We start from the raw sequence: 13,424 nt of genomic DNA on the forward strand, positions 1-13,424 counted from the left end.
AGTTTTTCCAATTATTGTTAAATGCGTAATTTTAAGAAAATTTTTTAGAAATGATATACGGAGTAGATGTTTTTACTTTCCATGATGTTCTGGAAATCTGTAAAAAGCCAAATAAAGCCAAGCTGAATAAAGCAGCAAAGGAACAAATTTTAAAATCTCAGAAAAACGTACAGAAAATAGTAGAGTCCGACAGATGTGTATATGGAATCAACACAGGATTTGGGCCGTTATGTGATACTAAAATATCGGCTGACGAGACCGCACAGTTACAATATAATCTGATTATTTCTCACGCAGTAGGAGTTGGAAAACCGATTGATAAAGAGTTTTCCAAGATCATGATGATTGCTAAAGTTCATGCCCTTTCAAAAGGGTTTTCAGGAGTTTCTCTGGACGTTATTGAAAGAATGATCCTGATGCTGGAAAAAGACATCATCCCTGTAGTTCCTGAACAAGGATCTGTAGGGGCTTCAGGAGACCTTGCACCGCTTGCTCACTTGGTATTACCTTTATTGGGGTTAGGACAGGTTTGGGAGGGAGATCAGGTTTCCGAAACAATAGATGTTCTTAAGAAGCATGATCTGGAGCCTTTAGCTCTAGGACCAAAAGAAGGATTGGGATTAATCAACGGAACTCAGTTTATCCTGGCCCACGCTATCAAAGGATTGGAGAAGTTTGAATATTTATTAGACCTTGCAGACATGACAGCAGCCATGAGTCTTGAGGCCTACAGAGGCTCTGAAAGCCCTTTCAAAAAAGAACTTCATGAGATCAGACCTTTTGAAGGCAGTAAAAAAGTGGCCGCAAGAATGCTTAAATTCCTGAAAGGATCACAAAATATGAAAGCTCACGAAGACTGTGAGAGAGTTCAGGATCCTTATTCTATGAGATGTGTACCACAGGTTCACGGAGCCAGCAGAAACGCTTTTGAGCATCTTAAAGGCATGGCAGAAACAGAACTGAACTCTGTAACGGATAACCCAATTGTACTAAGTGCTGAAGAATCTATTTCAGGTGGAAACTTCCACGGACAGCTGATGGCATTGCCATTGGACTATGCTACACTTGCTGCTGCAGAATTGGGAAATATTTCAGACAGAAGAAGCTATTTATTATTAGAAGGAAAATACGGACTTCCAAGATTATTGACGGAAAGCTCAGGATTAAATTCAGGGTTCATGATCCCTCAGTATACTTCAGCTGCTTTAGTGACAGAGAATAAAACATTATGTTTCCCTGCATCAGCCGATTCCATTCCTACAAGTTTAGGCCAGGAGGACCATGTTTCTATGGGAAGTATTTCAGGAAGAAAATTCAATCAGGTTCTTGGAAATCTTGTGAATATTCTGTCTGTTGAGTTGATGTTTGCAGCTCAAGGACTTGAATTCAGAAGACCAGCGAAATGTTCTAAAGTGATTGAAGAAAATTTTGCAATACTTCGTACTAAAGTTGCCAAGCTTGAGGACGACAGACTGATCGGTAAAGATATGCTGGCAATTGCAGAATTGATTAACGAAAGAAAATTTGTTGTCAACTAATCAAAAATAAAACAAGGGCTTCCGAAAGGGAGCTTTTTTGTTTTTAACTAAATGTCAAAAAAATGATATTAATTGGTTTTAAACCTTATAGGTTTTTGAAACCTATAAGGTTTGATTCTGTCCACACTAATCTTTTAATCAAATAAAAATGTATATCCTCAGAACAGATTCCTTTAATGTTGACTTTCAAAAGCTTGTAAAATCTCTCGATGTTACTTTGTCTGAGCATAATGGAGAAAATGATGATTTCTTTGCTCAGTTTAATACCATTGATACCATCAAAAACTGTGTTGTGGCTTATATAGAGGGTATTCCTGCAGCTTGTGGTGCTTTTAAACCATTCTCAGAAAATACTGTTGAAATAAAAAGAATGTTTACCAATACTGAATTCAGAAAACAAGGACTAGGGTCAGCTATTGTAAAAGAATTGGAAAACTGGGCAGCAGAATTGAACTTTAAAAAAGCTGTATTGGAAACCTCCAGAGATTTGAAAAGTGCCATCTCAGTATATGAAAAAAGTGGATTTTACAAGATTTCCAACTACGGACAATATGTTGGAATAGAACAAAGTGTGTGCTACGAGAAAGTATTTTAATTTAATATTCATATAATGGTAAATTCATTTCTTTTCAGTTTTTAATTCCCGTTAAAGTGTTATATTGTGGCTCCAACCAAAATTATAACATATGAAAAAAACTGTATTCCTACTGGCAATATTTTTTGCCCTGAACTCGTGTTCCAGAGAAGAACTTCAGAACGAAAATGTAAAAACAGAAATGGCTCAGAAAGATCCGTTGACGGCAAAACAGATCAACGAAAGGATCAATCAGGCAATTAAAACGGATGGCACTTTCAACTGGAAGAATGAATCGGATCATTTTGTATGGAGCGCCATTTTCCGTGGAAACAAAATGGTATCTATCGGTTTTGGAGCTTCTAAAGATGATTTCGACAGAAGTAAATCTCCAAACAATGGTGATATGGAAAAAGAAGTGCTTTCTGTCATCAGAAAATATGAAGAAAAAGATGAAAGAAATTTCCTTCTTCTTTCAGATCAGTATCTTAATCAGATGGATGTGGTGATTGAAAAAGAAGAAACCATTGCTGCTCTTCGACAAATGAAAAATATCCGATACGTAGAGCCGGCTGATTATCATTATTTTGAATTTGAAGCTCAATACAATGCAGCCGCAAAATCTTCAGGAAGCGGTTCATCAGGATGTGGGTTTTCTTCAGCAACATTAAATGCAGCAGATTATACTTCTACAACACCAAGCGCAAAAATTCCATGGGCTTTTGCAAAACATAATATTCCTGATGCATGGAGCTACAGTACCGGAGCTGGTGTTACCATAGGGCTTATTGATACAGGGGTTTCTCCTGAACAGACTTTATTGGGAGGAAGTTTTAATAATGGAGCTTCTTCGGGAAGAACGATCAGTAAATTCGGAGTGTATAATTCAGACGGATCCGGAGATCAGTGTGGGCACGGAACTAAAATGGCTTCCGTAATGGCCGCTCCGAGAAATACTTCAGGATTACCGGTGGGAGTAGCTTATAACGCCAATCTGATTGCCTACAGAGCAGCAGAAAATGTTGTATTGGAAACTTCCAGTGAGCAGACTGCTGTGAAAACAGCATTTACAGATCTGGGTAACAATACTAATGTGAAGATCATCTCTATGTCGATGGGGCACATATTCTCTGTTGGAAAAATTGAAGACGGGGTTAAATATGCCTATTCTAAAGGGAAATTGATTTTCTGTGCGGGAGGTACTTCCACCAGCTTTACCAATTTTGTTGGGGTGATTTTCCCTGCATCCATGTCAGAAACACAGGCTATAACAGGGGTAAAAGAGAATACATCCAACCAAAAATGTGATGTTTGCCACTCAGGAAGCCAGATCGACTTTACCTTCCAGATGGAAAGACCTTCAGGAAATACCGTTCCCGTATTGAGTTATTATAATGGTCAGGCAGATTATGTGGGCGGTTCTTCAGTAGCTACAGCAGCTACAGCGGGAATTGCTGCTTTGGTTTGGGCTAAAAATCCATCATGGACGAGAGAGCAGGTACTTAATAAAATGAGACAGTCTGCTACATACTATCCTAATGTAAATTCAAGCTATGGCTATGGAAACATCAATGTTTTGAAAGCAGTACAATAAATACTCATTTCATAAAAAGAAAAGGAAATATCTCAGCTGAGGTATTTCCTTTTCCTTTTTATTTTTAATATAAATATAAAATAAGAGTAGGCTACCCGATTCTTACACTCGTCATACTCAATGATCCGCCAATAAGCTCATCATTGAATAAAGTAAGTTCTTCAGACTGATCTTTCAACCCTAACGTATACAATAAAGGCAGATAATGATCAGGTGTAGGAACAGCATATTGTAAGAAAGTTCCCTGCTTCTGATAATCAATAATATTCTGAAAATTACCGTCGAGAAGCCAGTTGTTGGTTTTTTCACGTGCTTCCACTGCCCAGTCCCAGCCGGCTCCCACTGTATTGATATTTTTCCAGTCGATAAGGCGGAGATTATGAACAATATTTCCGCTTCCAATAATCAGGATACCTTTTTCACGAAGCTTATTCAGTCTTTTGGCAAGGCCATAATGATATTGCGGAGGTTTTGTATGGTCGATACTCAGCTGGATCACCGGAATATCCGCGTCAGGATACATATGTCTGATAACAGACCATGCACCATGATCCAGCCCCCAGCTGTGATCTTCTTCCACATCTATAGGAAGAAGGAGCTCTGCCGTTTCTCTTGCTAATTCCGGACTTCCCGGAGCTGGATACTGCACATCAAAAAGGGCTTTTGGAAAACCATAAAAATCATGAATGGTTTTTGGCATGTCCATAGCCGTTACAAAAGTTCCGGCTGTATACCAGTGGGCAGAAATACAAAGAATTGCATTGGGTTTCGGAATTTCTGTAGCTGCTTTTCTGAATCCCTGTACAAATTGATTCTCTTCAATGGCATTCATTGGTGAACCATGTCCAAGAAATAAAACAGGCATTCTCTGTGTGCTTTTGAAACCGTCGCTTATATTTTGAAGATCGTTGAGGTTCATAAATATTGAAGATTATAAAAAATAAAAGGTTCAAGGCTTTTAGAAAAATCCCTGAACCTTTTGTAATATATGTTATTTACTATGCCTGTTTTACAAACTGTAATTCACCAGCTACTTTTACATCATCACTCACCATTACACCTCCTGCTTCAAGAGCGGCATTCCAGTTTAATCCAAAATCTTTTCTGCTGATTTTACCTTCAAAAGAGAAACCTGCTTTTGTATTTCCCCATGGGTCTACGTTGATTCCTCCGAAGTCTACATCAAGATTTACAGGTTTTGTAATTCCGTTGATGGTAAGATTTCCAACAATAGAATTGTTTAATGCCTGAGATTCAAAAGTGATGGTAGGATGTACTTCAGCATTGAAGAACTCTGCAGATTTTAAGTGGTTATCTCTGTCTGTATTGTTAGTGAACACAGAATCTGTCTGGATAGTAGCAGTAGTTTTTGCATTTGCAAAGAATTCGTCTTCAGATTCAATTTCAGCATTGAAAGTTCTGAAGCTTCCTTTTACATTAGAGATCATCATGTGTTTTACTTTGAAAGTAATTTCACTATGCGTTGGGTCTAAGATCCATTTTGTAGCCATTGTATTTTGTATTTTTTGTTTGTTATTAATGATGCAAATTTAGGATAGAGCACCTATACAAGTCATTGATATAGGATAAGAAATGATTTTTTTTGTCAATAGTCAATTTTGCTTTGCAAGTGAATGGTGAATATTTATTGTTTTGCAACAATCAAAAATTGACAAGTGCAGCGGATTGACCATTCAGGATTAGCTTATTCTGATCCCTATAAAAATTCTACTATTAAGTTAAGGAATAATTTCTTTCAGTCCATGAATTCTATTTTATGAATGTTTTAATTTAACATTTCTTAACGAATGATTTTTATTTCTTATTTTTGGTGGATTCAATTTTATACAATGAAATTACATAAATTTTCTTTATTGATGCTGGTTTTAGGCAGTTCAGCATTTGCCCAGACCCAGAAGTTTACCATGGCGGAGGCTGTAAATGGAATGAGAACCAATCTTGCGGTGAAAAATATTTCCCAGTTTTCATGGGCTGCAGACGGAAAATCTTATATCCAGGCAGTAAAAGGCGGTTACCTGATCACAGATTTGAAAACCAACAAGCAAGATACTCTGATCTCGTTGAACCAACTGAACAGAAACCTTTCCAATGATAAGCTGAAAGCTGTTCCGCCCATTAAATTTACAGGAAATTCAAATGGGTATTTTACTACTGGTGGTAAAATGTCGTGGATTGAAAAATCAGGAAACGATTGGAAAGTAAAAAGTACGGCAACCATTGATCAGGATGCTGCCAACATAAAAATGTTTGGTGATGGTCAGACTTTTGCTTTCACAACAAAGAATAATTTATTTGTCAACAGAAACGGGAAAACCATTGCTGTAACCAACGAAACTAATGAAAATATCATCAGCGGGCAGGCCGTTCACAGAAATGAATTCGGAATTGATACAGGAATTTTCCCTGCTCCGAACTCTGAAAGTGTAGCTTTCTATAAAATGGATCAGAGCATGGTAGCAGATTACCCAATCATCGACTGGTCTGTAACGCCTGCTGTCAATCACAATATCAAATACCCAATGGCTGGTCAGACTTCTCACCAGGTGACATTAGGGGTTTTCAATATTAAAACCCAAGCTACTACTTTCTTAAAAGTGGAAGGTGAAAAAGATCAGTATCTGACGGCCGTTACATGGAGCCCGGATTCAAAATACATTTTTGTAGGGGTACTGAACAGAGGTCAGAATCATATGAAAATGAATCAGTATGATGCTGCTACAGGAGAATTGGTGAAAACTTTATTTGAAGAAACAGACAGTAAATATGTGGAGCCACAGCATCCACTTACTTTCTTCCCGAATTCTAACACAGACTTCATCTGGCAGAGCCAGAGAACAGGATATAATCATTTGTTCCACTACAGTCTTGAAAAAGGATTGGTAGCACAGATTACAAAAGGGGATTGGCTGGTAACTGATATTTTAGGATTCAATGAAAAGAAAAAGGAAATCTATTTTACTTCAACAAAAGAAACGCCTTTAGAAAGACATTTATACAGAATCAACTGGACGAATTTCAAGATGCAAAGGCTGGACAATGAAGAAGGAATGCACATCGGAACATTGAGCAGTGACGGAAACTATCTGTATGATGCTTACAGCAATGCCAATTCACCGAGAGTTGCCAATATTATCAATACTTCCAATTTAAAATCTACGAATATCCTTACTTCTGAAAATCCATTAAAAAATTATCAGAGACCGGAAATTAAAAATGTAACATTAAAGGCTGACGACGGAACTCCTTTGTACGGAAAGATCATTCTTCCAACCAATTTTGATCCGAATAAAAAATATCCAACAATTGTTTATCTGTACAACGGGCCGCACTTGCAGCTGATCACAAATACTTTCCCGGCTTCAGGAAATCTTTGGTATGAATATATGGCTCAGAATGGGTATATCATTTTCACAATGGACGGAAGAGGTTCTTCTAACCGTGGACTAAAATTTGAGCAGGCTGTATTCAGAAACCTGGGAACTACAGAAATGAATGACCAGATGAAAGGAGTAGAGTACTTAAAGTCTCTTCCTTATGTAGATGGAGAAAAAATGGGAATCCATGGATGGAGCTTCGGAGGATTTATGACGACAAGTTTCATGCTTCGTAAGCCGGATGTATTCAAAGTAGGAGTAGCAGGAGGACCAGTAATCGACTGGAGCATGTATGAAATCATGTATGGAGAAAGATATATGGATAGTCCTCAGGAAAATCCACAGGGGTATGCAACGGCTAATCTTTTGGATAAAGTTCAGAATCTGAAAGGAAAATTACTGATGATTCATGGGGCTCAGGATGATGTGGTGGTATGGCAGCATTCTATTAAATTCATTAAATCTGCTGTGGATAACGGCGTTCAGCTGGATTATTTTACCTATCCGGGACATCCGCATAACGTGATCGGGAAAGACAGAGTTCACCTGATGCAGAAAATCACAGATTATTTTGATTTGTATCTGAAGAAATAATATTACAATCCAGTCTAGCTTTAGGCTGGATTTTTTGTTTCGCTAAAAAAGATTAGGATTTTTGAAAAACGCAAAGGCGCAAGACTATTGAATACTTCATGTTGTAAGACGCAAGGATTTTATCTGCGATAAAATTGTACAGCTCTAATACTATATGCACAAATCTTTGCTGAACATCTTTGCTTTTCTTGCGTCTTAAAACAATATAAAGATAAAAATTTCTTGTGCTTTTGCGTTACCCAACAAAAGCTCTACTCATTTCTCTCAGCACTTCCGATCTTAACAAACATCAATGTTTTTGATTTTTCATAGTGGTAATTTTGTATCACTAAAATCAACAATATGGAATTAGGAATTGGAATGTTCGGAGATTTGGCTTTAGACCAGTCTACCGGAAAATATAGAGATGCAGGAATTAAGATCCGTGAAATACTGGATCAGGTAAAATTCATGGATGAGGTAGGAATTGATGTTTTTGCTATGGGAGAACATCACCGTCCGGATTATGCTGTTTCTTCACCGGAAATCGTTTTGGCAGCGGCAGCAAGCATCACAAAAAATATAAAACTGGCCAGTGGAGTGACTGTTTTGAGCTCTTCAGAGCCGGTAAAAGTATATGAAGATTTTTCAACGCTGGATCTTATTTCAGATGGAAGAGCAGAAATATTCGTAGGACGTGGAAGCTTCATTGAATCATTTCCTTTGTATGGTTATTCATTGAATGATTATGAACAGCTATTTGACGAAAAATTAGAATTATTACTGAAAATAAATTCCGAAGAAAATGTAAGCTGGTCAGGGAAACTTCGTGCTCCGATGCAGAACCAAACGGTTTACCCAAGAGCAAAAAATGACGGAAAACTTTCCATCTGGAGAGCTGTTGGAGGAACTCCCCAATCTGTTTTGAGCGCAGCACAACTTGGAATGCCTTTAGTGGTGGCTATTATTGGAGGAATGCCGATTCAGTTTAGAAACCTGATCGAATTCTATAAACAGGAATACCAAAAAGCAGGGCATGATGTTTCGAAAATGCAGATTGCGGTTCATTCCCATACTTTTGTGAGTGATGATCAGAAAGTAACAGATGGGTATTTCCATAATTATAAATCTCAAATGGACAGAATTGGGTCTTCCAGAGGATGGGCTCCCTACACAAAAGCACAGTATGAGGGCGGAAGAAGTAAAGACGGAGCATTATTCATCGGAAGTCCGGCAGAAGTAGCAGATAAAATTGCTTATATGAAGGAGATTTTCGGGATTACCAGATTTATCGGGCATATGGATGTAGGAGATCCTGCACATGACGTGATGATGAGGTCTATTGAATTATTTGGAAAAGAAGTAAAGTCTGTTGTAAAAGGGCTATAATAAGTGTATGAGGTGTAAAAGCCACAAAAGATATGTTCTTTTGTGGCTTTTGTAATTTTAAATACATTATTAAACAATCTCAATCAGACTTCCTCTTTCTTCGTCTTTAATGATATTAAGAGCTGTAGGAATTTTCTCTTTCAACTCTTCAACGTGCGAAATAATTCCCACAATCCTGTTTTCTTTCATCAGATTGGTGAGCGTTTCAAATACAATATTTACAGATTCCGTATCCTGAGTCCCGAAACCTTCATCAATAAAGAAGAAATTTTTATCTGCCTGTGCGTTAGCCTGAACACTTTCTGCCAGTGCCAGAGCAAGACTTAGCGATACCTGAAATGCCTGTCCTCCGGAAAGTGTTTTTACACTTCTGCTTTTCCCTTCGTTGAGGTAATCTATAATTTCAAAATCGTTATTTTCATTAAGCTGAAGGCTCAACTGATTTCTTGTCATGCGGTGAAAACGTACATTGGCATGATCACAAAGCTGTCTCAGATAAATAGAAGAAACATATTGTACAAAACCAGCTCCTTTAAACAGATTCATCATGATTTTTAAATTTTCCGAACGTTTTTGCAATTTTGCAAGGTCTTTTAAAAGGCTTTCTTTTTTTATAAATTCCTGTTCCAGTCGGTTTATTTCAGCCGTTTTAGTCACTACGGAATCACTGTTTTTTTTCTGTTCACTCTGCGCTTCGAGAAATTGCTGCTCAGCTTTAGAAAACTGTTCATTATCAAATGAAAGTCCTTTCAGCTTCAATTCCAGCTCTCCAATGAATTTCTTTAAAGCTTCAAATTCAACTTTGAAATGCTGAACTTTCGTTCTCACTAATTCAATATTGATTTCCTGAAGTAAAATATCCTCAACCTCTTTGAACTCTGTGAAATTTTGATTTGCCAAAGCTTTGGCTATCGTTTCTTCATTTGCGGAAATTTCCTTTTCAAGTTCTGTAATCTGTTTTTCAGACTGAGCAACAATGGCTTTTTGCTCTGCCAATTTTGGTGAAAGAATTTTTTCCTGCTCTAATGCTTTTTGATAACTTTCTTCAGTTTCTTTGTTGGATTGTACCAGCTTTTGATACTTTTCCTCAATTTCAGTTTTTTCTTTTTGACCATACAGATTCCAATTCAGGATTTTAAGACCGGAACGGCTGATATTGATCTGCTCCTGCTTTGAAACTTCTTCCAGACGGAAAGCCTCCAGCGCACTTTTATATTTTTCCAGTGTTTTGGTTTCTCTATCCAGATTTTCCCTTTCTACAGCTATATTGCGCTCCGTTTCTTCAATCTTTTTTTCCAGTATAAAAGAGTCTGCACGTTTTTTTTCAAACTCCTCTTCCTGATCAGGAGAGAAGTTTTTCCAGGTGAAATTCAGGATATGTTTTTCAATATTTTCCTGAATTTGAAAGGCAATTTTTTGCTCTGAAAGAAACTGTTCCTCGAAGATCTTTTTTCGATCCAGAATTTTGTCAATTTCTGCTTCCTGCTTTTGAAGACCAGCAATTTCCTGTTCCACGGATGTTATTTTTTCCTGAATTTCCAGCAGTTCAGCATTCACATCATGAAATTCCACAATATGCGGATGTTCTTTAGAACCACAAAGAGGACAGTTTTCACCATCATGAAGCTCACTGGCAAAACGGGAAAGTTCTTTTTGAATTTTAAGATGATCCAGTTTCTGAGAAAACTCCTTTTTCTTTGTTTCTAAAGCTTCTTTCCTGCTTTTGAAATCTTCTTTATAATTCTCGGTATAATCAAAAGGCTTTATTTCTTCTGCAATTTCTCCGATCTGTTTTTGATGTTTTTCAATCTTTTCGGTTTGTTCTTGCAGAGATTTTTTTAAGTTTTTTTGCTGAATAAACCAGTTCCCCACTTCAGAAAGCAGAGAAGAATCAAGTTTTTGTTCCTTTAAGGTTTTAATCTGCGCAGAAAGTTCATCAATTGTCTTTTGAATTTTCTCTTTATGAAGACCAACTTCTTTTACTTTCTCGGAACCTTTTTGAGTTCTTTCATTCAAAACTTTAATTTCTTCAGAAAATCTGATGATTTGAATGATGAGGTTCAGATCATTTTCCTGGATTCTGGATTGCTCCAATGCCTTAAACTGTGGTTCAAGCACTGCAAGCTGTTCCTTTATGACATTAAAAGCCTTTTCAGTTTCCTGCCAGCTTTTGATCTGCTGTTCTTTCTCCTTTTGTTTATCCGAAATTTCTTTTGAAAGTTTATTCTTCTCAATAATTAAAGGATTGAAAAGCCTGAAAGTACGGTCGTATAATTCCGCCTGTGCTTCCAGAGCATCTATCTGGGGCTTTTCTTCAGAGAGTTTATTGAATTTTTCTTTATTCTGCTGTAAACTGTCGAAGTCACTTTTCAAGTTTTTCAGCTGTTGATACGTCTGAGAAATTTTTTCCAGTTTTTCATTGGATTCAGAAAGAAGTTTCTGTTCTTCTGTGAGTTGCTCTTTCTGAATTTTGATTTTCCCTTCATTGATTTCTTCAAATCCTTTGAGCTGTCCTTCCAGCTGATCGAGTTCTGATCTGTTTTTTACATTCAGTGCAGAAACATTGTTCTGAAGGTCAAATTTTTGAAGATTAAAGATCTCCTTCATCATATTCGTTCTTTCTGCGGCACCCAATTCAAGGAATTCTTTGAACTGCCCCTGCGGAATAATGATGGTTCTTTTGAAGTTGGAATAGCTTAAACCAATAATAGATTCAGCATTTGAATGATCTAAGGGGATCCATCTTCCATTGATATTCTCATAAAAAGTAACGGCATTAGGCTTTACTTCTTCGAATTTTTTTGAATTTCGTTTGAAATCACGGGTAGCGCGGAACAATTTATTCTCATAATTCACAAAATCAAATTCTATATAAGAACTGTTTGATTTCAAATTCATCATGTTGTAAGCCCTTTTATCACGCATGTTCAGACGCTCTGTTTCTCCATATAAAGCAAACGAAATTGCTTCAAGAACTGACGATTTTCCGGAACCCACTGCCCCGAAAATACCAAATAATCCCGCTTCGGTAAGATTTCGGAAATCAATAGTCTGACGCTCCTGATATGAGTAAAGTCCTTCGATAGTTAATTGAACAGGGATCATGGCTTATGCATTTAAAATTTCGTTAAACAAATTCATCAGTTCTTCATTGGCTTCCTGCCCTCCGCTTCTAGATTTAAAATAATCTTTGAATAAAATATTAATATCCTGACTTAAATTGATTTCATGGGTTTGATTTTCTCCCAATTCCAGGTTTCTTACTTTGGGAATAAGGTGAACAATTCCGTTGTGGGACTGATAAATTAACCTTCTTTCATCAGCCGTTAAAAACGTCTCACTTTCCAGCGTAAGCTCAATAAACGTATTGGGATTTTCACTCAGCCATTGAACAGTATCTTCGATGGAAGTAAATGTTTTTCTGACTAAAGTTCTTCCACTTGTCAATTTTTTTTTCTCATAAGAAACCACTTTTCCCGGTTCTGCATCAATAATGGAAACATATTTCGTCTGTCCTGCTTCACTGAAACTGTAACAAAGGGGAGAAGATGAATAAATAACAGGTTTTTCCTTTGTTCCGATATTTTGAAAAGCATGAAGGTGGCCTAATGCCGTATACTGAATCTGTTCCGGGATACTGTCCGAAAAAATAAGATCTGCATTCCCGATCTTAATCGGTTTTTCTCCTTCCGGCTCTTCCAAAATTTCAGCCCCTCTTTTATTCATATACAAATGAGCGGTCAGAAGATTCACACCGGAATCATCACAAAACTCATCAGCAATATTTTTCCATGTCTGTGAAAGGACTTTGTTGATTTCTTCCTCTTTATTTTCTCCAAAGTATTCCTTTAAACGGATCTCATTCGCGAAAGGGGTGTGAAGAATTCTTACAGGAAAGTTTATCCCGTCAATTTTCAGTTCGATAAAACCTTCTTTGGAATTGATAATGTTGAAGTATTCTGTACCGAAAGGTGCAATCTCAGCTTTAGGATGGCCTATTAAAATAATTCCGCATTCCCTTGCCAAAGGATCAGGAGCATTGATTAAACTTGGAGAATCATGATTACCTGAAATAGCAATCACAGGACGTTTTCCATTTAATGATAAACGTTTTAATGTTTTATAAAAAAGTTCAGCGGCTTCTACACCTGGATTAAAATTATCAAAAAGATCACCTGCAACAAGAATAAGTTCTGCATGTTCTTCATCAGCAATTTTTATAATCTCCTCCATGACCAGAATTTGCTCTTCCAATCTTGAAAAGCGGTCCAGTCTTTTTCCCAAATGCCAGTCGGCTGTATGCAGAATTTTCATGTAAATTTTATCGTTGTTTAAAGTAAATAAGCTGAATAGTGATTGAT

Annotated in this window: 9 protein-coding genes; 5 read left to right on the top strand and 4 right to left on the bottom strand. The window is 37.1% G+C overall.

Annotation, left to right across the window (positions count from 1 at the left end; translation table 11 throughout):
• Nucleotides 1–50: 50 nt before the first annotated feature.
• The 3 genes from hutH (at nucleotide 51) to CLU97_RS20810 (ending at nucleotide 3,706) form a co-directional block, all read left to right on the top strand.
• Nucleotides 51–1,538, top strand: a complete 1,488-nt coding sequence (gene hutH, locus CLU97_RS20800; protein ID WP_121489812.1) for a histidine ammonia-lyase — start codon at nucleotides 51–53, stop codon at nucleotides 1,536–1,538.
• A gap of 148 nt (nucleotides 1,539–1,686) precedes the next feature.
• Nucleotides 1,687–2,133, top strand: coding sequence for a GNAT family N-acetyltransferase (locus CLU97_RS20805; RefSeq protein ID WP_121489813.1), 447 nt, complete (start codon nucleotides 1,687–1,689; stop codon nucleotides 2,131–2,133).
• Between the two features lie 91 nt (nucleotides 2,134–2,224).
• Nucleotides 2,225–3,706 (top strand): S8 family peptidase, encoded by a 1,482-nt coding sequence (locus CLU97_RS20810; RefSeq protein ID WP_121489814.1) that lies wholly within the window; start codon nucleotides 2,225–2,227, stop codon nucleotides 3,704–3,706.
• Between the two features lie 91 nt (nucleotides 3,707–3,797).
• Here CLU97_RS20810 and ygiD read toward each other — a convergent pair whose 3' ends face one another.
• Together ygiD and CLU97_RS20820 are read right to left on the bottom strand one after the other, a co-directional pair.
• Nucleotides 3,798–4,625 (bottom strand): 4,5-DOPA dioxygenase extradiol, encoded by an 828-nt coding sequence (gene ygiD / locus CLU97_RS20815; protein WP_121489815.1) that lies wholly within the window; start codon nucleotides 4,623–4,625, stop codon nucleotides 3,798–3,800.
• Nucleotides 4,626–4,704: 79 nt separating this feature from the next.
• Complete coding sequence (locus CLU97_RS20820) at nucleotides 4,705–5,217, bottom strand: YceI family protein (RefSeq protein WP_121489816.1); 513 nt, start codon at nucleotides 5,215–5,217, stop codon at nucleotides 4,705–4,707.
• A gap of 339 nt (nucleotides 5,218–5,556) precedes the next feature.
• Here CLU97_RS20820 and CLU97_RS20825 point away from each other — a divergent pair, with 339 nt between their 5' ends.
• On the top strand, nucleotides 5,557–7,695 hold the full coding sequence (locus CLU97_RS20825) for a S9 family peptidase (protein WP_121489954.1): 2,139 nt from the start codon (nucleotides 5,557–5,559) through the stop codon (nucleotides 7,693–7,695).
• A gap of 342 nt (nucleotides 7,696–8,037) precedes the next feature.
• Nucleotides 8,038–9,063: an LLM class flavin-dependent oxidoreductase gene (locus tag CLU97_RS20830; protein ID WP_121489817.1), complete on the top strand. Its 1,026-nt coding sequence runs from the start codon at nucleotides 8,038–8,040 to the stop codon at nucleotides 9,061–9,063.
• A 69-nt stretch (nucleotides 9,064–9,132) separates the two neighbouring features.
• On the opposite strand, the gene CLU97_RS20835 is transcribed toward CLU97_RS20830, so the two are convergent.
• Together CLU97_RS20835 and CLU97_RS20840 are read right to left on the bottom strand one after the other, a co-directional pair.
• Complete coding sequence (locus CLU97_RS20835) at nucleotides 9,133–12,168, bottom strand: AAA family ATPase (protein WP_121489818.1); 3,036 nt, start codon at nucleotides 12,166–12,168, stop codon at nucleotides 9,133–9,135.
• A gap of 3 nt (nucleotides 12,169–12,171) precedes the next feature.
• A complete protein-coding gene (locus CLU97_RS20840; protein WP_121489819.1) occupies nucleotides 12,172–13,377 on the bottom strand; it encodes an exonuclease SbcCD subunit D in 1,206 nt (401 codons plus the stop codon).
• Nucleotides 13,378–13,424 lie beyond the last annotated feature (47 nt).

The organism is Chryseobacterium sp. 7 (genome assembly GCF_003663845.1).
GTDB lineage: Bacteria > Bacteroidota > Bacteroidia > Flavobacteriales > Weeksellaceae > Chryseobacterium.

Coding starts and splice junctions, on each gene's coding strand:
- CLU97_RS20840 (WP_121489819.1), bottom strand. CDS start 13,377: ATGAAAATTCTGCATACAGCCGACTGGCATTTGGGAAAAAGACTGGAC.
- CLU97_RS20825 (WP_121489954.1), top strand. CDS start 5,557: ATGAAATTACATAAATTTTCTTTATTGATGCTGGTTTTAGGCAGTTCA.
- CLU97_RS20810 (WP_121489814.1), top strand. CDS start 2,225: ATGAAAAAAACTGTATTCCTACTGGCAATATTTTTTGCCCTGAACTCG.
- CLU97_RS20830 (WP_121489817.1), top strand. CDS start 8,038: ATGGAATTAGGAATTGGAATGTTCGGAGATTTGGCTTTAGACCAGTCT.
- ygiD (WP_121489815.1), bottom strand. CDS start 4,625: ATGAACCTCAACGATCTTCAAAATATAAGCGACGGTTTCAAAAGCACA.
- CLU97_RS20805 (WP_121489813.1), top strand. CDS start 1,687: ATGTATATCCTCAGAACAGATTCCTTTAATGTTGACTTTCAAAAGCTT.
- hutH (WP_121489812.1), top strand. CDS start 51: ATGATATACGGAGTAGATGTTTTTACTTTCCATGATGTTCTGGAAATC.
- CLU97_RS20835 (WP_121489818.1), bottom strand. CDS start 12,168: ATGATCCCTGTTCAATTAACTATCGAAGGACTTTACTCATATCAGGAG.
- CLU97_RS20820 (WP_121489816.1), bottom strand. CDS start 5,217: ATGGCTACAAAATGGATCTTAGACCCAACGCATAGTGAAATTACTTTC.